We start from the raw sequence: 25,081 nt of genomic DNA, 5'->3' as shown, positions 1-25,081 counted from the left end.
GCCCGGCGGCCTCCTCAGGCCGTCGGGACCGGTGGCTGGAGATGGGCGCTGAGCCACTTCATGCTGCCCTCGCCCATGCCCCGGATGTAGGTCTTCGCGTTGTGCTCGCCACCCGCGATGACCTGCAAATGGGTCTTTACGGGACCCTTTCCGTAATTCCTGATGAATTTCTCCACATTGGGCTTTCCGCTTTCCTTGCTGCCGACCTGGAAGGCGAGATAGACATCGGGCCCCTCCTTCTCCGCGAGTTCCGCGGCGAGGCGTTCCGGATTGTTCGCCTGGCGCTCCTCCTCGTATCCCTTCCACAGGGGGGAGTCGGGCACGATGTCCGGGCCGGAGGCGATGACCCCCTTGAATTGGTCCGGCTTCTGGAGCACCGCCTTCAGCGCGGCGAAGCCGCCGGAGGAGGAGCCCATGAAGGCCCAGCCGTCCCGGGAGTGGAAGGTCCGGAAGTTGGCCCGCACCAGGTCCGGCACGTCCTCCGTGAGCCAGGTGCCCATCTTGGGCTGCCCCGGGATGTCGCTGCCGTCGTAGAAGTGTGACTTATCCGGGTTGAGCACCGGCATCACCACGATGAAGGGCAGGCTCCGGCCGTCCTTCGACCAGGCGGCGATGCTGCTCTCCAGTCTGAGCCCGGCGGCCATCCAGTAGTTCTTCGGGAAACCCCGGCCGCCCGGCAGGGCGATCAGCACCGGGAAGCCGCTGTGCGCGTACTGGGATTCGAAGTACTGCTTCGGCGCCCACACCCAGACTTTGCCGGTGAATCCCGATTTCTGGCCCTCCAGGGTGGTCACGCCGATCGTCGTCCCGTCGTCGAGGGTGCTCTCCTCGTGGAACTCCGCCTCGGGGCCGGTCGGCAGCTGGGTCAGCCGCTCCGCCTCGGCCACCGGGTGGGGCGTGACGCTGCTGGTGGGGGTGCCCGTCGGGGCCGTGGCCGGGGCCTCGAAGCGGACCCGGCCGCCCTGGCCGGAGCAGCCCGCGAGCATCAGGGCGAGGCAGGCGGTGAGGCAGGCGGTGAACAGGACGGATCCCCTGGCCGCCGTGTCCGCCGTGGTCGTGCGCGGTCTCATGCCGATCACCGTGCCACGGATCCGGTGCCTCCGCGGGCCGACAGGGCCTATCGTGCTGAGCCGTCAGGCATGCACGGGGGAGCAGAGGACGGGGGACGCGATGCAGCCGCTCGAAGCCGGCGAACCGCGCACGATCGGCGCGTACCGGCTGCTGGGCCGGCTCGGCGCGGGCGGGATGGGCCGGGTCTACCTCGGGCGCAGCGTGGGCGGCCGGACGGTCGCGGTCAAGGTCGTGCACCCGCATTTCGCCGCGGACGACGAGTTCCGGGCCCGGTTCCGGCGCGAGGTGGCCGCCGCCCGGCGGGTGGGCGGGGAGTGGACCGCCGAGGTGCTGGGCGCCGATCCGGACGCCGCGGTGCCGTGGGTGGCGACCGCGTACGTCGCCGGGCCCTCGCTCGACCGGGCGCTGGCCGCGCACGGGCCGCTGCCGGAGCGTTCCGTCCGGGCGATCGGCGTGGGGCTGGCCCGCGCCCTGGTGGCGGTGCACGCGCTGGGCCTCGTACACCGTGACGTGAAGCCGTCGAACGTGATGCTGACCCTGGACGGGCCGCGGCTGATCGACTTCGGGATCGCGCGGGCCACCGACGGCACCGCCTCGCTGACCTCCACCGGGGTGTCGGTGGGTTCGCCCGGTTACATGGCGCCCGAACAGATCCTCGGCAAGGGCGTCACCGGGGCGTCCGACGTCTTCTCGCTCGGCGCGGTCCTGGCCTTCGCCGCGACCCGCCGGCCCCCCTTCAGCGGCGACAACGCGGCCACCCTCCTCTACAAGGTGGTGCACGAGGAGCCCGACCTCGGCGGGATCCCCGCCGGGGAGCTCCGCGAGCTGATCGGTGCCTGCCTGGTCAAGGTGCCGGGCGAGCGGCCCGCCCCGGAGGCGCTCGCCGCGGCGCTGGGCGGGGCGCCGGGCGGGCCGGGCTGGCTGCCCGGGCCGCTGGTGGAGGAGGTGAGCCGGGCCGCGTCCCGGCTGCTGGACCTGGACGCGGACCTGGACGCGGGCGGGGGAGCCGCCGGCTGGGGTCCGGGCACGGGGCCGGGTCCCGATGCCTCGGGGCCGGTTCCGTTCGAGGCGTCGTCGCCCTACGGGGCCGGTGTCCCGGGGGGTTTCGGGCCCGCCGACTCCTCGTACGACGCCCGGCCGCTGCCCGCCGGACCCGTGGGCCCGTACGGCCCCCCGGCCCCGGCGCACCCGCCGGCCGGGACGGGCGCGGGCGGCGCGGCCGGTGACGCGGTCGGCGGCGCGCCCACGGGATCCGGATCGGGAGGGGACTCCGGACGCGGCCTCCGGTTCACCGCGGCCGGCCGCCGGATGAGCTGCACGCTGGTGCTGGCCCTGGGCGCGGTCGCGGTGGCGCTGGGCGGCGGGCTGTACGGGCTCGGGCTCTTCCCGGGGAGCGGCGGCACGCACGACGCCGCGAGCCCCGTCTCCTCCGTGCCGGGCGCGACCCCGGCGCCGTCCGCGTCCCGGTCCCCGTCCGGGTCGGGTTCCCCCTCCGGGTCCGGTTCCCCCTCCGCCGACGGGTCCGCCGCGCCGACGCGGGGCGCGCGGGAGGACGTACCCAAGGAGTTCATCGGCACCTGGAAGGGCTCGGTCACCACGAACCTCGGGCTCCCGACCCCGTTCGAGATCACGATCCGGGCCGGGAAGAAGGGGACGGTGGTCGCGCGCGACCACTCGGTCATGGACCTCCTCGGCACGTCCTACGACTGCAGCGGCGACTGGAAGCTCTCGGCCGCCACCGACCGCGCCCTCGTCCTGGACACCGCGGGCGGCCCCAACCCGCATCCCGGCGTCTGCGCCCCCGGCTCCGCCGACGAGCGCTTCACCCTCACCGAGGGCGGCGCCCTCCACTACCGCTCGGGCGACCGCGCCGCCGGAAACCCCGAGGGCGACCTCACGCGGCAGTAGCGGCGGTGGCCGCGCGCCCGCGCGGCGGCCCCCCGCAACCGCACCCGGGCGCTGGCGTAGGCTGGATCGGTCCGGACAACCCTTGACACACCGCCGAAAGGTGACGCACCGGTGACCGACCAGGCCGCTCTCCAGTCTGTCCTCGACCGCGCCGCCGCGGGGGGCCGGATCACCCGGCAAGAGGCTCTCGACCTCTACCGCGACGCACCGCTGCACGCGCTCGGCCAGGCCGCCGACGCCGTGCGCCGCCGCCGCTACGCGGGTACCGAGCACATCGCGACGTACATCATCGAGCGCAACATCAACTACACCAACGTGTGCGTCACGGCGTGCAAGTTCTGTGCCTTCTACGCGGCCCCGAAGGACACCAAGAAGGGCTGGTCCCGGGACCTCGACGACATCCTGCGCCGCTGCGCGGAGACCGTCGAGCTGGGCGGCACGCAGATCATGTTCCAGGGCGGGCACCACCCCGACTACGGGGTCGAGTACTACGAGCACCACTTCGCCGCGATCAAGAAGGCCTTCCCGCAGCTGGTCATCCACTCCCTCGGCGCGTCCGAGGTCGAGCACATGGCCCGCATCTCGGGCGTCTCGGCGGAGGAGGCCATCACGCGCATCCACGCCGCCGGCCTCGACTCCTTCGCGGGCGCGGGCGCCGAACTCCTGCCGGAGCGGCCGCGCAAGGCGATCGCCCCGCTCAAGGAGTCCGGCGAGCGCTGGCTGGAGATCATGGAGATCGCCCACCGGCTGGGCGTGGAATCCACCTCCACGATGCTCATGGGCACCGGCGAGACCAACGCCGAGCGGATCGAGCACATCGCGATGATCCGGGACACGCAGGACCGTACGGGCGGCTTCCGCGCCTTCATCCCGTACACCTACCAGCCCGAGAACAACCACCTCAAGGGCCGGACGCAGGCCACGGTGTTCGAGTACCTGCGCATGATCGCGATCGCGCGGCTCTACCTCGACAACATCGCGCACATCCAGGGCTCCTGGCTGACCGTCGGCAAGGAGGCGGGCCAGCTGGCGCTGCACTACGGCGCCGACGACCTCGGTTCGATCATGCTGGAGGAGAACGTCGTCTCCTCGGCCGGTGCCAGGCACCGCTCCAACCGCATGGAGATCATCGACCTGATCCGCAAGGCGGGCCGGACCCCGGCGCAGCGCGCGACGACCTACGAGCACCTGCTGGTCCACGACGACCCGGCGAACGACCCGGTCGACGACCGCGTGGTCTCGCACATCTCCTCGACGGCGATCGAGGGCGGCACGGCGCACCCCGAGCTGAAGCTCATCGCGACGAACTGAGCCCGGCGAACCGATGCTGACGCTGCACACCGCCGGCCTCCTGGTCACCGGGCCCGGATCCGCTCCGGTCCCGGACGGGGCGGTCCTGGTCGAGGGCGACCGGATCGCGGGCCTGGGCCCGTACGAGGTCCTCGCCGAGCGCCATCCGCTCGCCCGCGCGCGGCGCTGGCCCGGGGTGCTGACCCCGGGGCTGTCGGTGCGCGGCGCGGAGGCGCTGCTGGAGCGGACGTACTACCCCGACGATCCGTACGAGACCGCGGAGCTGGGCGCTGACCCGGTCACCGGGGCCGAGGCCCTGGACGCGCTCGGGCTGAGCGAGGTCCGGTGGGGCAACAGCGCCCGGCGCGCCACGCAGAAGCTGCTGTCGCGCGGGGTGGTCGCGCTCAGCGGCCGGCTGCGCGTCCCGGCCGTGCGCACCGCGGTCTCCCGCTCGGGGCTGGCCCTGCTGCCCGCGGCGCCGGACGCGGCTGACGCCGTCCCGTCACTGGACCCCTTCGCGGGGCGGGCGGCGGCCGCCGAGGCGTTCCACGGGTCGCTGGAGCGCGGCGGACCGGCCCGGTTCGCGGTCTTCGACGCGCCGGACCCGGACGCGCTCCTCGCGCTCGGCGCCACGACCTGTGTCGCCACGGTCATCGGCGGCCGGCTCCTGCACCGCCGCCGCTGAGCCCCCGCCGCCGCCACCGGGCGGGCCTGCGAGAATGTGCGGGCACCCCACCGCGCCGTGCCCGCCGCCCGCGCCCCGCGCAGCGGCACCGCACCCGATCCCTGCGAGGCCAACCAGTGACCCGCGCATCCCTGGACAAGCAGCCGCACGAAGTCGCCTCCATGTTCGACGGAGTGGCGGCCAACTACGACCTCACGAACGACGTCCTCTCCCTCGGCCAGGCCCGGCTGTGGCGCAAGGAGGTCGCCAAGGCGGTCGACGCGCGCCCCGCCCAGAAGGTGCTCGACCTGGCCGCCGGGACCGCGACCTCCTCGCTGCCCTTCGCCGCGACCGGTGCCTACGTCGTCCCCTGCGACTTCTCCCTCGGCATGCTCCGCGAGGGCAAGAAGCGCAACCCGTGGCTGCCGCTGACCGCGGGCGACGCGACGAAGCTGCCGTTCAAGGACGGCGTCTTCGACACCGTGACGATCTCCTTCGGGCTGCGCAACGTGCAGGACACCGAGGGCGCCCTGCGCGAGCTGTACCGGGTGACCAAGCCCGGTGGGCAGGTCGTCATCTGCGAGTTCTCGCAGCCGACCTGGGCCCCCTTCCGCACGGTGTACACCGAGTACCTGATGCGCGCCCTGCCGCCGGTGGCCCGCGCGGTGTCCTCGAACCCGGACGCGTACGTGTACCTCGCCGAGTCCATCCGCGCGTGGCCCGACCAGCCGGCCCTCGCCGGGCTGCTGCAGAAGGCGGGCTGGGGCAAGGTCGCCTGGCGCAACCTCAGCGGCGGCATCGTGGCGCTGCACCGCGGTACCAAGGCGTAGGGGCCGGCCGCGCCGTGGACTACCCGGACCTGCTGGAGCGGATCGCGGCGGACATCGCCCCGCTCGTCGGAAGCGGGACGCCCGCCGAGTACATCCCGGCGCTGGCGTCCGTGGAGCCGCGGCAGTTCGGCATGGCGATCGCCGATCTCGACGGGAACGTCCACGGGGTCGGCGACTGGCGGACGGCGTTCTCCGCGCAGTCCATCACCAAGGTGTTCGCGCTGGCCCTCGCCCTCGCGGAGGGCGGCGACAGCCTCTGGGAGCGGGTCGGCCGCGAGCCCTCCGGCAACCCCTTCAACTCGCTGGTGCAGCTGGAGTACGAGAACGGCATCCCGCGCAATCCGTTCATCAACGCGGGCGCCCTCGTCGTCACCGACCGGCTCCAGAGCCTCACCGGTGACGCGAGCAGCGAGCTGCTGCGGTTCCTCCGTGAGGAGAGCGGCAATCCGGACGTCGCGTTCGACGCGGAAGTCGCCGCCTCCGAGCAGGAGAACGGCGACCGCAACGCGGCGCTGGCCCACTTCATGGCCTCGTACGGCAACCTCGACAATCCGGTCCCCGCGCTCCTCGACCACTACTTCTGGCAGTGCTCGATCGAGCTGTCCTGCGGTGACCTGGCCCGCGCCGCCCGTTTCCTGGCCCGGCACGGGCTGCGGGCCGACGGCTCGCGGCTGCTGACCCGCAGCGAGGCCAAGCAGATCAACGCGGTGATGCTGACGTGCGGGACGTACGACGCGGCGGGCGAGTTCGCCTACCGCGTCGGCCTGCCCGGCAAGAGCGGTGTCGGGGGCGGCATCGTCGCCGTCGTCCCGGGCCTGTGCACGCTCGCCGTGTGGAGCCCGGGACTGGACGCCCAGGGCAACTCGGTGGCGGGCGTGGCGGCCCTGGACCGGTTCACGACGCTGACCGGCCTCTCCGTCTTCTGAGGGCTGCCGCCCCTGACGCCTGCCGTGTGCTTACGCCGCCGTACGGAAGTCCAGCGTGTACTTGCGTCCCGGATGGCCACTCGGAGAGGTGAACTCCTCGGCGAGTTCCATGCCGAGGCGTTCCGCCACCGCGAGGGAACGCACGTTGCGGGCATCGATCATCGCCATGACCTGCGGCACGCCCGCCGCCCGGACCCGGTCGACGGTCGCGAGCGCGGCGGCGTACGCGTAGCCCTTGCCCCAGTACGCGCGGCCGAGCCGCCAGCCGATCTCGATCTCGCCGAGGGGCGGCCCCCAGGGCTTGGGCCAGGGCTGGGCCCCGGTGAACCCCATCACGTCGCCGTCCCGGTCCACGAGGGTCCACAGGCAGAAGCCGTGGCGGGCGTCGTGCATCCGCTGGCGGGCGGTGAACTCCTCATACACGGAGAGTTCGGCGGGGCCGCCCAGGAACTCCATGACGTCGGGGTGGCCGAACACCCGGTGCCAGGCGTGCGCGTCCTCGTCGGTGGGCACACGCAGCTGTACATCGGGGAGCGGCCGGGTCGGTGAGGCGGTCATCGTGGGGCAGCCCTTCGGATCGTGATCTCTCTGGCTGCTTAGACTGCACATGTCTCGTGCCGTTCGGCACCCCTAATCGAGCCTTCGGGAGATCCCGCAGTGACCGAGCCCCTCTCCGAACACTCCGCGGATGTGATCGTCGTCGGGGCCGGGCCCGCCGGCTCCACCACCGCGTACTACCTCGCCAAGGCCGGACTCGACGTCCTGCTCCTGGAGAAGACGGCGTTCCCGCGCGAGAAGGTCTGCGGTGACGGTCTGACCCCGCGGGCCACCAAGCAGCTCGTGGCGATGGGCGTCGACGTCTCCGAAGAGGCCGGCTGGCTCCGCAACAAGGGCCTGCGGATCATCGGCGGCGGGCAGCGGCTCCAGCTGGACTGGCCGGAGCTGGCCTCCTTCCCCGACTACGGACTGGTCCGCAAGCGCGACGACTTCGACGAGACCCTCGCCCGGCAGGCCCAGAAGGCCGGGGCCCGCCTCTACGAGCGCTGCAACGTCGGCGAGCCCGTCCGCGACCCGCGCACCGGGCACATCACGGGCGTGCACGCGAAGCTGGGCGAGGAGAAGACCCCGGTCACCTTCAGCGCCCCCCTGGTCGTGGCGGCCGACGGCAACTCCTCGCGGCTCTCGCTGGCGATGGGCCTGCACCGGCGCGACGACCGCCCGATGGGCGTCGCCGTGCGCACGTACTTCACCTCCCCGCGCCACGACGACGATTACCTGGAGTCGTGGCTGGAACTGTGGGACCGGCGCGGCGGCCAGGAGCGGCTGCTGCCCGGCTACGGCTGGATCTTCGGCATGGGCGACGGCACGTCGAACGTCGGTCTCGGCATCCTCAACTCCTCCTCCGCCTTCAAGGAGCTGGACTGGCGCGAGGTGCTGAAGGCGTGGTGCGCCTCCATGCCCGCCGACTGGGGCTACACCCCGGAGAACATGACGCAGCCGATCCGCGGTGCGGCCCTGCCGATGGCCTTCAACCGGCAGCCGCACTACACCAAGGGCCTGCTGCTGGTGGGCGACGCGGGCGGGCTGGTCAACCCGTTCAACGGCGAGGGCATCGCCTACGCGATGGAGTCGGGCCAGATCGCGGCCGAGGTCATCGTCCAGGCCCACGCCCGCGCCACCCCGGCGCAGCGCGAACTGGCGCTGCACAGCTACCCGAAGGTCCTCAAGGAGACCTACGGCGGCTACTACACGCTGGGCCGCGCCTTCGTGAAGCTGATCGGCAACCCGAAGGTCATGAAGATCGCCGCCCAGCGCGGCCTGACGCACCCGGTGCTGATGCGCTTCACCCTGAAGATGCTGGCGAACCTCACCGACCCCCAGGGCGGCGACGCGATGGACCGCATCATCAACGGCCTGAGCAAGGTGGCCCCGAAGGCCTGACCACCAGGACCGGGCCGCTCACCGGACAACCGGGCGGCCCGGCCGGTGGCGTTGGGCGCCGTCAGACGTTGACGATTTTCACCTTCGGCGAGCCCGGAAGCTGCTCGGCGGCCTTGCACAGCGCCGGAATGTGCGACTTGTCAGAAGTGACGAGCAGTACCGGGGGAGCGCAGAGCGCGGCCGTGGCCACCACGAGTGCATCCACGAGGCATTCGTGCCCGTCAAGGCCCGACGCGTCCAGCAGCTTCGCTGCCGCGTCTGTCACCGCGTCGTTGACCGGCTTCACATCGAACCGGGACAGCAGGAACTGGAGTCGCTTTGCGGCTTCTCCCGTTCGGCGCACCTCCAAGGGCGTCAGGGCGGACATCGCCACGCGTCGGCCGCTCTGCTGAGCGACCTCGATGCGTGCACGCATCCCCTCGTCACCGTCGACGTGCAGGGAAAGCCCTCGGGCGTCCAGGACGAGCGTGCCCTCGCTCTTGGCCTTGATCTTGAGGCGCTTGCTTACCACTCCTGCTCCGCCTGCCGCCGCGCTTCGGCGGAGACGCGGCCGAACGCCTTGCGGTCGGCGGTCACGACCTCGCGGAGCTTCTGCGCAGCGAGCCATTCCTCCAGCGCTTCGGCCACCACGGAGGAGAACCCGCTCTTGCCGGCGCGCTCCTCGACTTCCTTGATCAATGACTGGGCGAGCGACACGGATCTCTTGCCCGCGCGCTCGGTGCCCTGGGATGCTGCGTGACTGCTCATACCTAAAACGTAGCACCGCCGGTAGGAAATTTCTCGCGGATCCGGTGGCGGGCCGACGCGGACAGAAGAGGCGCGCGCCTGGTCGGCTTCTGCAGCGGCGCCTTCACCCTGGCCGAGGCCGGCGTCCTCGACGGGCGCCGGGCCACGGCCCACTGGCAGTGGGCGGATTCCTTCCGGGCCCGCTTCCCCTCCGTCCGGCTCGCATCGGACGTGCTCTTCGTGGACGACGGCGACATCCTCACCGCGGCGGGCAGCGCGGCCGCGCTCGATCTCGGGCTGCACGTGGTCCGGCGCGACCACGGCGCGGAGGTCGCCAACTCCGTGAGCCGTCGGCTGGTCTTCGCGGCGCACCGCGGCGGCGGCCAGCGGCAGTTCGTGGAGCGCCCCGTGCCCGACCTGCCGGACGAGTCCTTGGCACCCGTCCTGGCCTGGGTCCAGGAGCGGCTGGACGCACCGCACACCGTCTCCGGCCTCGCGGCGCGGGCGGCGGTCAGCCCGGCGACGCTGCACCGCCGCTTCCGGGCGCAGCTGGGCACGACGCCGCTGGCCTGGCTGATTGGGGAACGGCTCGCGCTGGCGTGCCGGTTGATCGAGCGGGGCGAGTCCCGTTTCGAGCTGGTCGCCCGGCGCAGCGGGCTGGGGACCGCCGCCAACCTGCGGACGCTGATGCGCCGCGAGACCGGCATCACGCCGTCGGCGTACAGGCGCCGGTTCGGGCCGGAGGCGAACTGACGGCAGGGCTTCAACGCCCGGGTCAGGCCGGGGGCTCGGGTGGGGTGGGGAGGGGGAAAGAGGGGGAATGGGTGTTCTGGGCGGGTACGTTGCCCCAGGGGCCCGCGTCGGGGGCGTGGACGCCGACGCCGTGGACGGAGTGCACGCCGCGGCGCAGCAGGACGAGGCCGCACAGCAGGACGGCCAGGGCCGAACCCCAGTACAGGGCCAGGACGGCGGGGCCGTCGGGGCGGGTCCAGGGGCGCGTGGTGGTCAGCAGCCAGCCGCCGAGGGCGAGCAGGCCGAGGCCGACGGCGGCCGCGACGGCCGTCGGGTCGTCAGGGGCCGGGGCGTGGCGCGTCGTGTCGCCGCCCGCGCCGTCCGGTCCGTCGTGGTTGCTGCGGTGCGCGTCGTGGTGCGTGCTCAATCCGGCCACCTCCTGCCCCAGATGGTAGGGCTCCGGGGCGCGCGTCGGAGCCCTCGGGGCGCGTGAGGTTCCGTACGCCGGGGGCGCGCGCGGCAGCGAGAGGCGCCCGGGGGGCCTTGAAGGCCGTCACGGCGGCGGCAGGGGTGCGCGAGGGGCCCCCGGGCCCCCGTGGGGCCCGGCAGGCGGTGAGACGGGTCGTCAGCCGGGCATCGGTGCCGCACGGAAGCCGGTACTCGCCCCCCGAGCGGGGGAGTACCGGCTTCCGGCGGTCCCGGTGCCGACCTCGATGCCGGCGGTGGCGCTGGTCCTGCGGTCCGATCCGGTCGGATCAGAGGATGCGGACGGCGCCGGTCGGCGGGTCGTAGCTCAGCGAGCGCTCGACGATGCCCGTGCCGGAGTTCTGCGCGCCGATGAACTTGCCGCCGCCGCTGTAGATGGCGACGTGGTAGGCGCTGCCGCGGCTGCCCCAGTACAGGACGTCGCCCGGCTGGAGGTTGCTCAGCGAGACGGACGTGCCCTCGGAGGACTGGTCCTGCGACATGCGCGGCAGGGAGATGCCGGCCTGGCGGTAGGCGGCCTGCACGAGACCGGAGCAGTCGAACGAGGACGGGCCGGTGCCGCCCATGACGTACGCCTTGCCGACCTGGTTGCGGGCGAAGTTGATGATGGCCGAGGCAGAACCGGTCGCCGGGGCGCGGACGCCCGAGTCGTCGGAGTCCGCCGAGGAGCCGGAGGAGGAGGACGAGCCGGAGGCGCTCGCGAGCTGCGTGCGGGCGGAGCTGCGGTTGGCGCGCTCGGCCTCGGCCTTGCGGTTGGCCTCGTCCGTGGCCTTCTTCTCCGCGTCGGCCTTCGCCTGGGCGTCGGCCTTGGCGAGCTTGGCCTCGGCGGCGGCGCCGGTGCGGGCCGTCTCCTCCTGGGCGGTCAGTTCGCCCACGAGAGCCTGGGCACGGGTGTTGTCCGCGGCCTTGATGACGGCGGAGGACACCTCGGAACCGAGGTCCAGGTTCAGGACCGGCATCTCGAGGGTGGTCTCGGTGGCGGGTTCGGCGGCGGGGGACGCGCTCGCCGTGCCGGCCATCGCCAGCGTGCTGAGAACGCCACCGGCAACTCCGGCGCGGACCGCGAGCTTCGAAGCGCTGCGGCGGGGCTTCCGGTGGCTGGGTATGTGAGCGGTGTGGGACATAGGGACAACCGGTATCAGGGGGTTGTGGTTCGCATCAAGAAAGGTGGTCTGCGCCACAGTTGCTCCGGAAGAGGTTTAACCGGGCGCGCCACGGGCCTTATTGACGCCGTAACGGGCGAACCGGACACTCGGCCGCAAGCCTGTGATCATGGGCTTTCGCCAATAAGTCCGAATTGATCACGTGGCTACCATCGACCCGCACAGATGGCCAAGCCCCCTTTCCCGGCGGGGAGTGCGGGTGTGGCGCAGGTCACAGAACCATCACGCCGTGCGGACGCCGTGACCCGCCCGTGATGCGCGTGCGGAGTTCGTGAACGGATGCACGCGTCCACCGCCGTCCCCGGAGGGTCCCCCGGCGGGGTTACGCGGCTTTCCTTTATCACCCCGCCCCGACTCCTCGCCAATTTGCGTGCAGCGGGCACCGTTGATAGAGCAACACCCCTTCCACCTGCGGCGACAGGCCCGGATGTCACCTTTGGTGATCATGTGGATGCTTCGCGTATGAAGATCACCACTCAGTGGGCTTCATGATCGTTCGCCTGGTGGTGGAGATCACAAACTCGTTGTTGTTACCCGTGTCGCAGATCACAGACCACCGGGCATAAGATGCGCACCAGTCCGGCTTGTGAACTGCCTCACATGCATGCGCTCGCTCCACGGCGTGATCTTCGCGAGGCGGGACAGTGCGCCGGTGCGGCGGTCCAACGGTCAAGGACGACTGGAAGGAGCGAGGAGCGTGAATGCGTACGCACCCATCCTCGTGCTCGGCGCCCTCGGCGCAGGGTTTGCGATCTTCTCCGTGGTCATGGCCACGCTGATCGGCCCAAAACGGTACAACCGGGCAAAGCTCGACGCCTACGAATGCGGGATCGAACCCACCCCGGTCCCGGCCGGCGGTGGTCGCTTCCCGATCAAGTACTACCTGACGGCGATGCTCTTCATCGTCTTCGACATCGAGGTTGTCTTCCTCTACCCCTGGGCCGTCACCTTCGACTCCCTGGGGATCTTCGGGCTCGTCGAGATGCTGCTCTTCGTGCTCACCGTCTTCGTCGCCTACGCGTACGTATGGCGGCGGGGCGGCCTGGAATGGGACTGAGGGGCTGAATTTTCCATGGGACTGGAAGAGAAGCTGCCGAGCGGCTTTCTGCTGACCACCGTCGAACAGGCCGCGGGCTGGGTGCGCAAGTCATCCGTCTTCCCGGCCACGTTCGGCCTCGCGTGCTGCGCCATCGAGATGATGACCACCGGAGCGGGCCGGTACGACCTGGCCCGCTTCGGCATGGAGGTCTTCCGGGGTTCGCCGCGCCAGGCCGACCTGATGATCGTGGCCGGCCGGGTGAGCCAGAAGATGGCGCCCGTGCTGCGGCAGGTGTACGACCAGATGCCGTCTCCCAAGTGGGTCATCTCCATGGGGGTTTGCGCATCATCGGGCGGAATGTTCAACAACTACGCAATTGTCCAGGGCGTCGACCACATCGTCCCCGTGGACATCTATCTGCCCGGCTGCCCGCCCCGCCCCGAGATGCTGATGGACGCGATCCTCAAGCTCCACCAGAAGATCCAGGGTTCCAAGCTCGGTGTGAACCAGCAGGAGGCGGCCCGCGAGGCGGAGGAAGCGGCCCTCAAGGCGCTCCCCACCATCGAGATGAAGGGGCTGCTCCGGTGAGCGCGACGAACGACGCGGCGAACGGCGCCACGAACGAAGAGCCCGGGGGGACCGCGAACGTCCCCGTCCCCCGCGGCGGGGCCGCGGACGAGGTCATCGGCGTCCGCAAGGGCATGTTCGGGGCCTCGGACGGCGCCGACACCAGCGGCTACGGCGGCCTCGTGCGCACCGTGGCCTTCCCGGGCGCGAGCAGCCGCCCGTACGGCTCGTACTTCGACGAGGTCGCCGACGAGCTCGAAGGCGCCCTGGAGGAGCAGGACCTGCTCCCGGAGAACGCCATCGAGAAGACGGTCGTCGACCGCGGCGAACTCACCTTCCACATCGCCCGCGAGCACCTGCTGCGGGTGGCCTCCACCCTGCGCGACGACCCGGCCCTGCGCTTCGAGCTGTGCACCGGCGTCTCGGGCGTGCACTTCCCCGACGACAAGGGCCGCGAGCTGCACGCCGTCTACCACCTGCGCTCGCTCACCCACGGCCGGGTGGTGCGCCTGGAGGTCGCCGTCCCGGACCGCGACCCGCACGTCCCGTCGCTGGTGTCGGTCTACCCGACCAACGACTGGCACGAGCGCGAGGCGTACGACTTCTTCGGCCTGGTCTTCGACGGGCACCCGGCCCTCACCCGGATCATGATGCCGGACGACTGGCAGGGCTTCCCGCAGCGCAAGGACTACCCGCTCGGCGGCATTCCCGTCGAGTACAAGGGTGCCCAGATCCCGGCTCCCGACCAGCGGAGGTCGTACAGCTGATGTCCACTTCACCTGAGACGTCCCACGCCTCCCCCCGCGAGACCACCGAGGGAACCGTCTACACCGTCACCGGCGGCGACTGGGACGAGGTCGTGCAGTCGGCCGCCCGCGCCGACGACGAGCGGATCATCGTCAACATGGGTCCCCAGCACCCGTCCACGCACGGCGTGCTGCGGCTGATCCTGGAGATCGACGGCGAGACGGTCACCGAGGCCCGCTGCGGCATCGGCTACCTGCACACCGGCATCGAGAAGAACCTCGAATTCCGGAACTGGACGCAGGGCACCACCTTCGTGACGCGCATGGACTACCTGACGCCGTTCTTCAACGAGGCGGCCTACTGCCTGGGCGTCGAGAAGCTCCTCGGCATCACGGACCAGATCCCCGACCGCGCCACCGCCATCCGCGTCCTGCTGATGGAGCTGAACCGGCTCTCCTCGCACCTGGTGTGCATCGCCACCGGCGGCATGGAGCTCGGCGCGACCACGATCATGATCTACGGCTTCCGTGACCGCGAGCTGATCCTGGACCTCTTCGAGCTGATCACCGGCCTGCGCATGAACCACGCGTTCATCCGCCCCGGCGGCCTCGCCCAGGACCTGCCCCCGGGCGCCATGGACCAGCTGCGCGACTTCCTGAAGACCATGAAGAAGAACCTGCCGGAGTACGACAAGCTCGCCACCGGCAACCCCATCTTCAAGGCCCGCATGCAGGACGTCGGCTACCTCGACCTCACCGGCTGCATGGCGCTCGGCGCGACCGGCCCGGTGCTGCGCTCGGCGGGCCTGCCGCACGACCTGCGCAAGAGCGACCCGTACTGCGGGTACGAGGAGTACGAGTTCGACGTCCCGACCACCGAGTCCTGCGACTCCTACGGCCGGTTCCTGATCCGCCTCGAAGAGATGCGCCAGTCGCTGCGGATCATCGAACAGTGCCTGGACCGCCTGGAGCCGGGCCCGGTCATGGTCGCCGACAAGAAGATCGCCTGGCCCGCGCAGCTCGCGATGGGACCCGACGGCCTCGGCAACTCGCTCGACCACATCAAGAACATCATGGGCACCTCCATGGAGGCCCTCATCCACCACTTCAAGCTGGTGACCGAGGGCTTCCGGGTACCGGCCGGCCAGGTCTACGCGGCCGTCGAGTCGCCCAGGGGCGAACTGGGCGCCCACGTCGTCTCCGACGGCGGCACCCGCCCCTACCGGGTCCACTTCCGCGACCCGTCCTTCACCAACCTGCAGGCCATGGCGGCGATGTGCGAGGGCGGCCAGGTCGCCGACGTCATCGTGGCCGTCGCCTCCATCGACCCCGTGATGGGAGGCGTCGACCGATGAGCGCCAGCCAGTCGACCAGCCTGGGCATGCCCCAGCTGCCGGCCCCCGACTACCCGGCCGAGGTGCGCGCCCGGCTCGAAGCGGACGCGAAGGAAGTCATCGCCCGCTACCCCGACAGCCGCTCCGCGCTGCTGCCGCTGCTGCACCTCACGCAGTCCGAGGAGGGGTACGTCTCGCGCACCGCCATCCGGTTCTGCGCCGAGGTGCTGGGCCTGACCACCGCCGAGGTCACCGCCGTCGCCACCTTCTACACGATGTACCGCCGCAAGCCCTCGGGCGACTACCAGGTCGGGGTCTGTACGAACACCCTGTGCGCGGTCATGGGCGGCGACGCCATCTTCGACGAGCTGAAGCAGCACCTGGGCGTCGGCAACAACGAGACCACCGACGACGGCAAGGTCACGCTGGAGCACATCGAGTGCAACGCGGCCTGCGACTTCGCGCCCGTGGTGATGGTCAACTGGGAGTTCTTCGACAACCAGACCCCCGAGTCCGCGAAGGCCCTGGTCGACGACCTGCTCGCGGGCCGCCCGGTGCAGCCGACCCGGGGCGCGCCGCTGTGCACGTACAAGGAGACGGCCCGGATCCTGGCCGGGTTCCCGGACGAGCGCCCCGGTGCCGTGGAGGCCAGTGGCGGCGCCGGCCCCGCCTCGCTGATCGGTCTGCGGATCGCGCGCGGCGAGGTCCCGCACCAGAGCGGCAAGGTCGTCCACCCGCGCGCCGAGGCGAGCGCCGAGGAGGGGGAGTGATGACGGTGACCACCGAACTGAACGAGAACGGCACCAGCCCGGAGAAGCTGCTGTCCCCCGTGCTCTCGGCCTTCTGGGACGAGCCGCGGTCGTGGACGCTGGAGACCTACCGGCGCCACGACGGCTACGAGGGCCTGCGCAAGGCGCTCGCGATGACCCCGGACGACCTGATCGCCTACGTGAAGGACTCGGGGCTGCGCGGACGCGGCGGCGCCGGCTTCCCCACCGGAATGAAGTGGCAGTTCATTCCGCAGGGTGACGGCAAGCCGCACTACCTGGTCGTGAACGCGGACGAGTCGGAGCCGGGGACCTGCAAGGACATCCCGCTCCTCTTCGCCAACCCGCACTCCCTCATCGAGGGCATCGTGATCGCCTGTTACGCGATCCGCTCGCAGCACGCCTTCATCTACCTGCGCGGCGAGACGGTCCCCGTCCTGCGCCGCCTGCACGAGGCCGTGCGGGAGGCGTACGCGGCGGGCTACCTCGGCAAGGACGTCCTCGGCAGCGGCCTGGACCTGGAGCTGACGGTCCACGCGGGCGCGGGCGCGTACATCTGCGGTGAGGAGACAGCGCTCCTCGACTCGCTCGAAGGCAGGCGTGGCCAGCCCCGGCTGCGCCCCCCCTTCCCGGCCGTCGAGGGGCTCTACGCGTGCCCCACCGTGGTGAACAACGTCGAGTCCATCGCGTCGGTTCCCGCGATCCTGAACCGGGGCAAGGACTGGTTCAAGTCGATGGGGACCGAGAAGTCCCCCGGTTTCACGCTGTATTCGCTCAGCGGGCACGTCGTGGGTCCCGGCCAGTACGAGGCCCCCCTCGGCATCACCCTGCGCCAGCTGCTCGACATGAGCGGCGGCATGCGCCCCGGGCACCGGCTGAAGTTCTGGACCCCCGGCGGCTCCTCCACCCCCATGTTCACCGAGGAGCACCTGGACGTGCCCCTCGACTACGAGGGCGTGGGCGCGGCCGGTTCCATGCTGGGCACCAAGGCGCTGCAGTGCTTCGACGAGACGACCTGCGTGGTGCGGGCCGTCACCCGCTGGACCGAGTTCTACGCGCACGAGTCCTGCGGCAAGTGCACCCCCTGCCGCGAGGGCACGTACTGGCTGGTCCAGTTGCTGCGCGACATCGAGGCGGGCAAGGGCGTCATGTCCGACCTCGACAAGCTGAACGACATCGCCGACAACATCAACGGCAAGTCGTTCTGCGCGCTCGGTGACGGCGCGGCCAGCCCCATTTTCTCCTCGCTGAAGTACTTCCGCGAGGAGTACGAGCAGCACATCACGGGCAAGGGCTGCCCCTTCGACCCCAAGAAGTCGACCCTCTGGGCTGACACGGAGGTGAACGCGTGACCGTCACCAGCAACGCTCCCGCCGGTGGCGGAGAGGCCGCGGTGCCGCCGAAGGCCGCCGACGACACGGTCTCCCTGACCATCGACGGCGTCGAACTGTCGGTGCCCAAGGGGACCCTGGTCATCCGGGCCGCCGAGCGGATCGGTGTCGAGATCCCCCGGTTCTGCGACCACCCGCTCCTCGACCCGGCCGGCGCCTGCCGCCAGTGCATCGTCGAGGTGGAGGGCCAGCGCAAGCCGATGGCCTCCTGCACCATCACCTGCACCGACGGCATGGTGGTCAAGACGCAGCTGACCTCGCCGGTCGCCGACAAGGCCCAGCGCGGGGTGATGGAGCTGCTGCTCATCAACCACCCGCTGGACTGCCCGGTCTGCGACAAGGGCGGCGAGTGCCCGCTGCAGAACCAGGCGATGTCCCACGGCAACGCCGAATCGCGTTTCGAGGGCATGAAGCGCACCTACGAGAAGCCGGTGCCGATCTCCGCGCAGGTGCTGCTCGACCGCGAGCGGTGCGTGCTGTGCGCGCGCTGCACCCGCTTCTCGAACCAGGTCGCCGGAGACCCGATGATCGAGCTGCTGGAACGCGGCGCGCTCCAGCAGGTCGGTACCGGGGAGGGCGACCCCTTCGAGTCGTACTTCTCAGGGAACACCATCCAGATCTGCCCGGTCGGCGCCCTCACCTCGGCCGCGTACCGGTTCCGTGCCCGCCCCTTCGACCTGGTCTCCTCCCCGAGCGTGTGCGAGCACTGCGCGGGCGGCTGCGCGACCCGCACCGACCACCGGCGCGGCAAGGTGCTGCGCCGCCTGGCGGCCGAGGATCCCGAGGTCAACGAGGAGTGGATCTGCGACAAGGGCCGCTTCGGGTTCCGCTACGCGCAGCGCCCCGACCGGCTCACCACCCCGCTGGTGCGCGGCGCCGACGGGGTGCTCGCCCCGGCGAGCTGGCACGAGGCCCTCGCCGCCGCGGCCGCCGGGCTGTCCGCGTCGCGCGGCCGGGCGGGGGTGCTCACCGGCGGGCGGCTGCCCGTCGAGGACGCCTACGCCTACGCCAAGTTCGCGCGGGTGGTGCTGGACACCAACGACATCGACTTCCGGGCCCGGGTGCACAGCGCGGAGGAGGCCGACTTCCTGGCCTCCTCGGTCGCCGGACGCGGCAAGGACCTCGACGGCAGCGGCGTCACGTACACCTCGCTGGAGGCGGCCCCCGCCGTCCTGCTCGCCGGCATCGAGGCCGAGGAGGAGGCCCCCGGGGTCTTCCTGCGGCTGCGCAAGGCGCACCTCAAGCGCAAGCAGCGCACCTTCGGCCTCGCGCCGTTCGCCACCCGCGGACTGCAGAAGGCGGGCGGCACCCTGCTGGCCGCGGCCCCCGGCACCGAACCGGAATGGCTCGACGCCCTCGCCTCCGGCACCGGGCTGGAGGACGGCGGGCAGGCCGCCGCCGAAGCGCTGCGGCTGCCGGGCGCGGTCATCGTGGTCGGCGAGCGGCTCGCGGCCGTCCCCGGCGCGCTGACCGCGGCCGTACGGGCGGCCACCGCGACCGGCGCCCGCCTGGTGTGGATCCCGCGCCGGGCCGGCGAGCGGGCCGCCGTCGAGGCGGGCGCGCTGGCGTCCCTGCTGCCGGGCGCCCGCCCGGCCACCGACCCGCGGGCCCGGGAGGAGGTCGCCGCCGCCTGGGGGCTGGACGAACTCCCGCACCGCTACGGCCGCGACACCGGCCAGATCATCGAGGCCGCGGCGGGCCGCGAACTGGGCGCCCTGCTGATCGCGGGCGTCGAGGTCACCGACCTGCCGGACCCGGAGCGGGCCCGCGAAGCCCTCAAGGAGGCCTTCGTGGTCTCCCTGGAACTGCGGCCGAGCGAGGTCACCGACCACGCGGACGTGGTCTTCCCGGTGGCGGCCGTCGCCGAGAAGGCGGGTGCCTTCATCAACTGGGAGGGCAGGGTCCGCCCCTTCGAGGCCTCCCTGAAGCCCGACCAGATGACCCGCAGGCTGGCCCCGGCCGACGCCCGCGTGCTGCACATGCTGGCCGACGCCGCCGACCGGCCCATCGCGCTGGCCGACGTACACGCCGTACGCCGGGAGCTGGACCGGCTCGGGCCGTGGGCCGGTGCCCGCGCGAGCGCGCAGGCCGCGGACACCGCGGCGCTGCCGCGGCCCGCAGCGGGCGAGGCGGTCCTCGCGGGCCACCGGCTGCTGCTGGACCAGGGGCGGCTCCAGGACGGCGACGAGGCCCTGGCCGCCACCCGGCACGAAGCCGGTGCCCGGCTGTCGGCGGCCACCGCCGCCGAGACCGGGGTCAAGAACGGTGACGTCCTCGCCGTCACCGGTCCGGCCGGGTCCGTGGAACTCCCCCTGCGGATCACCGAGATGCCCGACCGGGTGGTCTGGCTCCCGCTGAACTCCACCGGCTCCGGCGTCCTCGCGGACACCGGCGCCCGCCCGGGCTCCCTGGTCCGCATCGGCCCCGCGACCCGGCGGGCCGAGACCGGCGACGCCACTTCGGAGGTGGACGCGTGAACGGCGTACAAGGCGTACAGATGGCGGCCGAGGACCTGTCGCTGTTCGGCAAGGACGTCTGGTGGCTCGTGGTCATCAAGGCGGTGTTCTGCTTCGCCTTCCTGATGGTGACCGTGCTCTTCTCCATCGTGTGGGAGCGCAAGGTCGTCGCCTGGATGCAGCTGCGCATCGGCCCCAACCGGCACGGCCCCTGGGGCTTCCTCCAGTCGCTCGCCGACGGCGTCAAGCTGATGCTGAAGGAAGACATCGTCGTCAAGCGGGCCGACAAGGTGGTGTACATCCTGGCCCCGATCATCGCGGCGGTACCGGCCTTCATGGCCATCGCGGTGATCCCCTTCGGGCCCTCCGGCAACGAGGTCTCGATCTTCGGCCAGCGCACCACGATGCAGCTCACCGACCTGCCGATCGCGATGCTCTACGTGCTCGCGGTGGCCTCGGTCGGGATCTACGGCATCGTGCTGGCGGGCTGGTCCTCCGGCTCGACGTACCCGCTGCTCGGCGGCCTGCGCTCCTGCGCGCAGATGATCTCGTACGAGATCGCGATGGGCGCGGCCTTCGCCTCGGTCTTCCTCTACTCCGGGTCGATGTCGACCTCGAAGATCGTGGAGGCGCAGGGCGACCGCTGGTTCATCGTGCTGCTGCCGGTGTCCTTCATCATCTACGTCGTCACGATGGTGGGCGAGACCAACCGCGCCCCCTTCGACATGCCGGAGTCCGAGGGTGACCTGGTCGGCGGCTTCAACACCGAGTACTCCTCCATCAAGTTCGCGCTGTTCATGCTGGCCGAGTACGTCAACATGGTCACCGTCTCCTCCGTCGCGACCACCCTGTTCCTGGGCGGCTGGCGGGCGCCGGCGCCGATCTCGACGTACTGGGAAGGCGCGAACCACGGCTGGTGGCCGATGCTCTGGTTCGTCCTGAAGGTGCAGCTGCTGCTGTTCTTCTTCATCTGGCTGCGCGGCACGCTCCCGCGCGTGCGCTACGACCAGTTGATGAAGCTCGGCTGGAAGGTCCTCATCCCGGTCTCCGTCGTCTGGCTGATGCTCGTGGCGACGGTGCGGGCGCTGCGCAACGAGCGGTACGACTTCTCGGAGATCGTGCTGTACGTCGGCGGGGGCGTCGTCGCGGTCCTGCTGCTCTCCCTGGTGGTGGACGTCTTCCGCGACCGCAAGGGGAAGGCGGCCGCGGTGGCGGGCCCGAGCGACGCCGAGCCCTTCGATCCGCTGGCGGGCGGCTTCCCGGTCCCGCCGAAGCCCGGCCAGACCCTGGCACCCGTACCGCGCAGGCGGCCCCGCGGCGAGCGGGAGCTGATCGTCAGTGGCGGCCCTAATACCGACAGTGACCGAGAGGAGGGTGCTGAGGATGTCTGACGCGGACGAGAACGAGAAGTGGCAGAACCCGGTGGCCGGCTTCGGCGTGACCTTCAAGGCCATGTTCAAGAAGCGGCTGACCGAGCAGTACCCGGAGCAGCCCAAGACCACCGCTCCCCGTTTCCACGGACGGCACCAGCTCAACCGCCATCCGGACGGTCTGGAGAAGTGCATCGGGTGCGAACTGTGCGCCTGGGCCTGTCCCGCCGACGCGATCTACGTGGAGGGCGCGGACAACACCGAGGAGGAGCGCTACTCCCCGGGCGAGCGCTACGGCCGCGTCTACCAGATCAACTACGCCCGCTGCATCCTGTGCGGGCTGTGCGTCGAGGCGTGCCCCACCCGGGCGCTGACCATGACGAACGAGTTCGAACTGGCCGACTCCAGCCGCGGGGCGCTCATCTACACCAAGGAGCAGCTCCTCGCCGGTCTGACGGAGGGCATGGTCGAGGCCCCGCACTCGGTGTTCCCGGGTACGGACGACCAGGACTACTACCGCGGGCTGGTGACGGAGGCCGCGCCGGGCACGGTCCGGCAGGTCGCCGTCTCCAAGGGCGAGAGCGCCGACGGGAACGCCACCGAGGGGGTCGGCGCGTGAACGCCATGGCCGCCGCTTCGCTCACCTCCACCGGTGAGGCCGTGCAGTTCTGGGTCCTGGGCACCGTCGCCGTGGTCGGCGCGCTGTGCACGGTCCTGCTGAAGAAGGCCGTCCACAGCGCACTGTGCCTGGCCGGGACGATGATCGTCCTGGCGGTCTTCTACCTCGCCAACGGGGCGTACTTCCTGGGCGTCGTCCAGGTCATCGTCTACACCGGCGCGATCATGATGCTCTTCCTCTTCGTGGTCATGCTCGTCGGCGTCACCGCGGCCGACTCGCTCAAGGAGACCCTCAAGGGCCAGCGCTGGCTGGCCCTGCTGTGCGGCCTCGGCTTCGGCATCCTGCTGATCGCCGGGATCCGCAACGCCTCCCTGAACCACTTCAACGGGCTGGAGAAGGTCAACTCCGCGGGCCACGTCGAGGGGCTGGCGACGCTGATCTTCACCAAGTACGTGTTCGCCTTCGAGATCACCGGCGCGCTGCTCATCACGGCGGCCGTCGGCGCGATGGTGCTCACCCACCGCGAGCGCACCGAGCGCGCCGCGACCCAGCGCGAGCTGGCCGACAAGCGCGTGCGCGAGGGCGTCCAGCTCCCGCCGCTGCCCGCCCCCGGCGTCTACGCCCGGCACAACGCGGTGGACATCGCCGGTCTGCTGCCGGACGGCACGCCGTCCGAGCTGACCGTCAACAAGACCCTGCGCGCCCGGGGCCAGATCCGGGACGTGTCCGGCACGGCGCTGGAGGACATGAAGGCGCTGGAGCAGGCCTCGTCCGAGCGGCTCGGCCGTGAGGAGGCATCGAAGTGAACCCCGTCAACTACCTCTACCTCGCCGCCCTGCTGTTCACCATCGGCGCGGCGGGCGTGCTCGTCCGCAGGAACGCGATCGTCCTGTTCATGTGCGTCGAGCTGATGCTCAACGCCTGCAACCTGGCCTTCGTGACCTTCTCCCGGATGCACGGCAACCTGGACGGCCAGATCATCGCCTTCTTCACGATGGTCGTCGCCGCCGCGGAGGTCGTGGTGGGCCTCGCGATCATCGTGTCGCTGTTCCGTACGCGCCACTCGGCCTCGGTCGACGACGCCAGCCTGATGAAGCTGTAAGGGGCGCTCACAGTGGAGAACCTGATCGCGCTGCTGGTAGCGGCGCCCCTGCTCGGAGCGGCGGTGCTGCTGTGCGGCGGCCGCCGGCTCGACAAGGCCGGGCACCTGCTCGGCACCCTGTTCGCCGCCGCGTCCTTCGGGATCGGCGCGGTGCTCTTCGCCGACATGCTCGGCCGCGGCGCCGAGGACCGGGCGATGCACCAACGGCTGTTCAGCTGGATCCCGGTGGAGGGCTTCCGGGCCGACCTCGGCTTCCAGCTCGACCAGCTGTCGATGACCTTCGTCCTGCTGATCACCGGCGTCGGCACGCTCATCCACGTGTACTCGATCGGGTACATGGAGCACGACGAGCGCCGCCGCCGCTTCTTCGGCTACCTGAACCTCTTCCTCGCGGCGATGCTGCTCCTGGTCATCGCCGACAACTACCTGCTGCTGTACGTCGGTTGGGAGGGCGTCGGCCTGGCGTCGTACCTGCTCATCGGCTTCTGGCAGCACAAGCCCAGCGCGGCCACCGCCGCGAAGAAGGCCTTCCTGGTCAACCGGGTCGGCGACATGGGCCTGTCGATCGCCATCATGCTGATGTTCACGACCTTCGGCACCTTCGCCTTCGGGCCGGTGCTCGGTGCGGCGGACGGCACGTCCGAGGGCAAGCTGACGGCCATCGGCCTGATGCTGCTGCTCGCGGCCTGCGGCAAGTCGGCCCAGGTGCCGCTGCAGTCCTGGCTCGGCGACGCGATGGAGGGCCCGACCCCGGTCTCGGCCCTCATCCACGCGGCGACGATGGTGACCGCCGGTGTCTACCTGATCGTCCGCTCGGGCGCCATCTTCAACGGGGCGCCGGACGCGCAGACCGCGGTCGTCGTGGTCGGCGCGGTGACGCTCCTCTTCGGTGCGATCGTCGGTTGCGCGAAGGACGACATCAAGAAGGCCCTCGCCGGGTCCACGATGTCGCAGATCGGCTACATGATCCTGGCCGCGGGCCTCGGCCCCATCGGCTACGTCTTCGCGATCATGCACCTGGTGACGCACGGCTTCTTCAAGGCCGGTCTCTTCCTCGGCGCGGGTTCCGTGATGCACGGGATGAACGACGAGGTCGACATGCGCAAGTACGGCGGCCTGCGGACCTACATGCCGGTCACCTTCGTCACCTTCGGCCTCGGCTACCTCGCCATCATCGGCTTCCCGGGCCTGTCGGGCTTCTTCTCCAAGGACCGCATCATCGAGGCGGCCTTCGCGAAGGGCGGCACCGAGGGCTGGATCCTCGGCGGCGTGGCCCTGCTGGGCGCCGCGATCACCGCGTTCTACATGACCCGCGTGATGCTCCTGACGTTCTTCGGCGAGAAGCGGTGGCAGCCGGCGCCCGACGCGGACGCGGTGCCCAGCGCCGAACCCGCGGCCGAGCACGCGGCCGGGCGCATGCCGCACCCGCACGAGTCCCCGAAGTCGATGACCGTCCCGATGATCGTGCTGGCCTTCGGGTCGGTCTTCGCGGGCGGGTTCTTCGGGATCGGCGACCGGTTCCTGAAGTGGCTGGAGCCCGTCACCGGGCACGAGCACGGGAACCCGCCGGTCAGCGCCCTGACGGTGACCCTGTCCACCATGGTGGTGCTGGTCGTCGGCGTCGCGATCGCCTGGGCGATGTACGGGCGCAGGCCCGTCCCGGTGGTCGCCCCGCGCGGCTCGCTGCTCACCCGCGCCGCCCGGCGCGACCTGCTCCAGGACGACTTCAACCACGTCGTGCTGGTGCGCGGCGGCGAGCACCTGACCCGCTCGCTCGTCTACGTCGACCACAGCCTCGTCGACGGTGTGGTCAACGGAACGGCCGCCGCGGTCGGCGGGCTGTCGGGCCGGCTGCGCAAGCTCCAGAACGGCTACGCCCGCAGCTACGCGGTCTCGATGTTCGGGGGCACGGCGATCCTGATCGCCGCGACCCTGCTGATGAGGGCGGTGTGA

24 protein-coding genes and 1 pseudogene are annotated in these 25,081 nt (G+C 71.2%); 19 read left to right on the top strand and 6 right to left on the bottom strand.

The window, feature by feature from the left end; genetic code table 11:
• Positions 1-14: 14 nt before the first annotated feature.
• Entirely contained in the window at positions 15-1,070 is a 1,056-nt protein-coding gene (locus AC0693_RS03855; RefSeq protein WP_478800872.1) for an alpha/beta hydrolase, read from the bottom strand.
• Between the two features lie 100 nt (positions 1,071-1,170).
• Between AC0693_RS03855 and AC0693_RS03850 the strand changes: the two genes are divergently transcribed.
• From AC0693_RS03850 to AC0693_RS03830, 5 genes are all read left to right on the top strand, one after another.
• Complete coding sequence (locus tag AC0693_RS03850) at positions 1,171-2,979, top strand: serine/threonine-protein kinase (RefSeq protein ID WP_478800871.1); 1,809 nt, start codon at positions 1,171-1,173, stop codon at positions 2,977-2,979.
• Between the two features lie 111 nt (positions 2,980-3,090).
• On the top strand, positions 3,091-4,290 hold the full coding sequence (gene mqnC, locus AC0693_RS03845; protein ID WP_356415782.1) for a cyclic dehypoxanthinyl futalosine synthase: 1,200 nt from the start codon (positions 3,091-3,093) through the stop codon (positions 4,288-4,290).
• A gap of 13 nt (positions 4,291-4,303) precedes the next feature.
• A complete protein-coding gene (locus AC0693_RS03840) occupies positions 4,304-4,954 on the top strand; it encodes an imidazolonepropionase-like domain-containing protein (RefSeq protein WP_356415785.1) in 651 nt (216 codons plus the stop codon).
• 116 nt (positions 4,955-5,070) lie between these two features.
• Complete coding sequence (locus AC0693_RS03835; RefSeq protein WP_478738790.1) at positions 5,071-5,763, top strand: demethylmenaquinone methyltransferase; 693 nt, start codon at positions 5,071-5,073, stop codon at positions 5,761-5,763.
• A 14-nt stretch (positions 5,764-5,777) separates the two neighbouring features.
• Positions 5,778-6,689, top strand: a complete 912-nt coding sequence (locus AC0693_RS03830) for a glutaminase (RefSeq protein WP_469320222.1) — start codon at positions 5,778-5,780, stop codon at positions 6,687-6,689.
• A 30-nt stretch (positions 6,690-6,719) separates the two neighbouring features.
• Here AC0693_RS03830 and AC0693_RS03825 read toward each other — a convergent pair whose 3' ends face one another.
• Positions 6,720-7,247, bottom strand: coding sequence for a GNAT family N-acetyltransferase (locus AC0693_RS03825; RefSeq protein ID WP_356415793.1), 528 nt, complete (start codon positions 7,245-7,247; stop codon positions 6,720-6,722).
• Between the two features lie 99 nt (positions 7,248-7,346).
• Here AC0693_RS03825 and AC0693_RS03820 point away from each other — a divergent pair, with 99 nt between their 5' ends.
• Positions 7,347-8,630 (top strand): geranylgeranyl reductase family protein, encoded by a 1,284-nt coding sequence (locus AC0693_RS03820; protein WP_356415796.1) that lies wholly within the window; start codon positions 7,347-7,349, stop codon positions 8,628-8,630.
• A 61-nt stretch (positions 8,631-8,691) separates the two neighbouring features.
• Here AC0693_RS03820 and AC0693_RS03815 read toward each other — a convergent pair whose 3' ends face one another.
• A complete protein-coding gene (locus AC0693_RS03815; protein WP_478800870.1) occupies positions 8,692-9,141 on the bottom strand; it encodes a PIN domain-containing protein in 450 nt (149 codons plus the stop codon).
• Positions 9,135-9,377 carry a hypothetical protein gene (locus AC0693_RS03810; protein WP_469339346.1) on the bottom strand — a complete coding sequence of 81 codons (243 nt, stop codon included), beginning with the start codon at positions 9,375-9,377 and terminating at the stop codon, positions 9,135-9,137. Before AC0693_RS03810 ends, AC0693_RS03815 begins: the two co-directional genes overlap by 7 nt.
• Before the next feature lie 57 nt (positions 9,378-9,434).
• Here AC0693_RS03810 and AC0693_RS03805 point away from each other — a divergent pair.
• Positions 9,435-10,109, top strand: a pseudogene (locus AC0693_RS03805) (helix-turn-helix domain-containing protein); the annotation flags it as partial.
• 22 nt (positions 10,110-10,131) lie between these two features.
• Here the strand turns inward: AC0693_RS03805 and AC0693_RS03800 are convergent.
• Together AC0693_RS03800 and AC0693_RS03795 are read right to left on the bottom strand one after the other, a co-directional pair.
• Positions 10,132-10,515 carry a hypothetical protein gene (locus AC0693_RS03800; protein ID WP_469320225.1) on the bottom strand — a complete coding sequence of 128 codons (384 nt, stop codon included), beginning with the start codon at positions 10,513-10,515 and terminating at the stop codon, positions 10,132-10,134.
• A 328-nt stretch (positions 10,516-10,843) separates the two neighbouring features.
• Positions 10,844-11,698 carry a C40 family peptidase gene (locus tag AC0693_RS03795; RefSeq protein WP_356415802.1) on the bottom strand — a complete coding sequence of 285 codons (855 nt, stop codon included), beginning with the start codon at positions 11,696-11,698 and terminating at the stop codon, positions 10,844-10,846.
• Positions 11,699-12,434: 736 nt separating this feature from the next.
• On the opposite strand from AC0693_RS03795, the gene AC0693_RS03790 reads away from it, so the two are divergent.
• The 12 genes from AC0693_RS03790 to nuoL are packed head-to-tail and all read left to right on the top strand — an operon-like array spanning position 12,435 to position 25,081.
• Entirely contained in the window at positions 12,435-12,794 is a 360-nt protein-coding gene (locus AC0693_RS03790) for an NADH-quinone oxidoreductase subunit A (RefSeq protein WP_283452259.1), read from the top strand.
• A 15-nt stretch (positions 12,795-12,809) separates the two neighbouring features.
• Positions 12,810-13,364: a NuoB/complex I 20 kDa subunit family protein gene (locus AC0693_RS03785; protein WP_330331952.1), complete on the top strand. Its 555-nt coding sequence runs from the start codon at positions 12,810-12,812 to the stop codon at positions 13,362-13,364.
• On the top strand, positions 13,361-14,110 hold the full coding sequence (locus tag AC0693_RS03780) for an NADH-quinone oxidoreductase subunit C (RefSeq protein ID WP_478800869.1): 750 nt from the start codon (positions 13,361-13,363) through the stop codon (positions 14,108-14,110). Before AC0693_RS03785 ends, AC0693_RS03780 begins: the two co-directional genes overlap by 4 nt.
• On the top strand, positions 14,110-15,444 hold the full coding sequence (locus AC0693_RS03775; RefSeq protein WP_468463096.1) for an NADH-quinone oxidoreductase subunit D: 1,335 nt from the start codon (positions 14,110-14,112) through the stop codon (positions 15,442-15,444). The genes AC0693_RS03780 and AC0693_RS03775 overlap by 1 nt, the downstream gene beginning before the upstream one ends.
• Positions 15,441-16,193 (top strand): NADH-quinone oxidoreductase subunit NuoE, encoded by a 753-nt coding sequence (gene nuoE / locus AC0693_RS03770; RefSeq protein ID WP_356415809.1) that lies wholly within the window; start codon positions 15,441-15,443, stop codon positions 16,191-16,193. Before AC0693_RS03775 ends, nuoE begins: the two co-directional genes overlap by 4 nt.
• Positions 16,193-17,542: an NADH-quinone oxidoreductase subunit NuoF gene (gene nuoF / locus AC0693_RS03765; protein WP_469320226.1), complete on the top strand. Its 1,350-nt coding sequence runs from the start codon at positions 16,193-16,195 to the stop codon at positions 17,540-17,542. The genes nuoE and nuoF overlap by 1 nt, the downstream gene beginning before the upstream one ends.
• Entirely contained in the window at positions 17,539-20,058 is a 2,520-nt protein-coding gene (locus tag AC0693_RS03760) for an NADH-quinone oxidoreductase subunit G (RefSeq protein ID WP_478800868.1), read from the top strand. Before nuoF ends, AC0693_RS03760 begins: the two co-directional genes overlap by 4 nt.
• Before the next feature lie 20 nt (positions 20,059-20,078).
• The gene (nuoH, locus tag AC0693_RS03755; RefSeq protein ID WP_356415832.1) at positions 20,079-21,428 is read left to right on the top strand and encodes an NADH-quinone oxidoreductase subunit NuoH; all 1,350 of its coding nucleotides are present in this window, start codon (positions 20,079-20,081) and stop codon (positions 21,426-21,428) included.
• Positions 21,421-22,026, top strand: a complete 606-nt coding sequence (gene nuoI, locus AC0693_RS03750; protein WP_356415818.1) for an NADH-quinone oxidoreductase subunit NuoI — start codon at positions 21,421-21,423, stop codon at positions 22,024-22,026. The genes nuoH and nuoI overlap by 8 nt, the downstream gene beginning before the upstream one ends.
• Before the next feature lie 5 nt (positions 22,027-22,031).
• Positions 22,032-22,832, top strand: coding sequence for an NADH-quinone oxidoreductase subunit J (locus AC0693_RS03745; protein WP_469339366.1), 801 nt, complete (start codon positions 22,032-22,034; stop codon positions 22,830-22,832).
• Complete coding sequence (gene nuoK / locus AC0693_RS03740; protein WP_356415820.1) at positions 22,829-23,128, top strand: NADH-quinone oxidoreductase subunit NuoK; 300 nt, start codon at positions 22,829-22,831, stop codon at positions 23,126-23,128. The genes AC0693_RS03745 and nuoK overlap by 4 nt, the downstream gene beginning before the upstream one ends.
• 12 nt (positions 23,129-23,140) lie before the next feature.
• Entirely contained in the window at positions 23,141-25,081 is a 1,941-nt protein-coding gene (gene nuoL, locus AC0693_RS03735) for an NADH-quinone oxidoreductase subunit L (RefSeq protein WP_478800867.1), read from the top strand.

The organism is Streptomyces sp. NPDC043876 (assembly GCF_056435825.1).
Note: the sequence above shows the minus strand (reverse complement) of the source record. Positions and strands in the feature narration are given on the sequence as shown.

Bases quoted from the DNA above. Each gene is read 5' to 3' on its own strand.
- AC0693_RS03840 (WP_356415785.1), top strand. From the start codon at position 4,304: ATGCTGACGCTGCACACCGCCGGCCTCCTGGTCACCGGGCCCGGATCC.
- AC0693_RS03795 (WP_356415802.1), bottom strand. From the start codon at position 11,698: ATGTCCCACACCGCTCACATACCCAGCCACCGGAAGCCCCGCCGCAGC.
- AC0693_RS03825 (WP_356415793.1), bottom strand. From the start codon at position 7,247: ATGACCGCCTCACCGACCCGGCCGCTCCCCGATGTACAGCTGCGTGTG.
- AC0693_RS03855 (WP_478800872.1), bottom strand. From the start codon at position 1,070: ATGAGACCGCGCACGACCACGGCGGACACGGCGGCCAGGGGATCCGTC.
- nuoH (WP_356415832.1), top strand. From the start codon at position 20,079: ATGGCGGCCGAGGACCTGTCGCTGTTCGGCAAGGACGTCTGGTGGCTC.
- nuoF (WP_469320226.1), top strand. From the start codon at position 16,193: ATGACGGTGACCACCGAACTGAACGAGAACGGCACCAGCCCGGAGAAG.
- AC0693_RS03810 (WP_469339346.1), bottom strand. From the start codon at position 9,377: ATGAGCAGTCACGCAGCATCCCAGGGCACCGAGCGCGCGGGCAAGAGA.
- nuoI (WP_356415818.1), top strand. From the start codon at position 21,421: ATGTCTGACGCGGACGAGAACGAGAAGTGGCAGAACCCGGTGGCCGGC.
- nuoE (WP_356415809.1), top strand. From the start codon at position 15,441: ATGAGCGCCAGCCAGTCGACCAGCCTGGGCATGCCCCAGCTGCCGGCC.
- AC0693_RS03850 (WP_478800871.1), top strand. From the start codon at position 1,171: ATGCAGCCGCTCGAAGCCGGCGAACCGCGCACGATCGGCGCGTACCGG.
- AC0693_RS03775 (WP_468463096.1), top strand. From the start codon at position 14,110: ATGTCCACTTCACCTGAGACGTCCCACGCCTCCCCCCGCGAGACCACC.
- AC0693_RS03785 (WP_330331952.1), top strand. From the start codon at position 12,810: ATGGGACTGGAAGAGAAGCTGCCGAGCGGCTTTCTGCTGACCACCGTC.
- AC0693_RS03745 (WP_469339366.1), top strand. From the start codon at position 22,032: ATGGCCGCCGCTTCGCTCACCTCCACCGGTGAGGCCGTGCAGTTCTGG.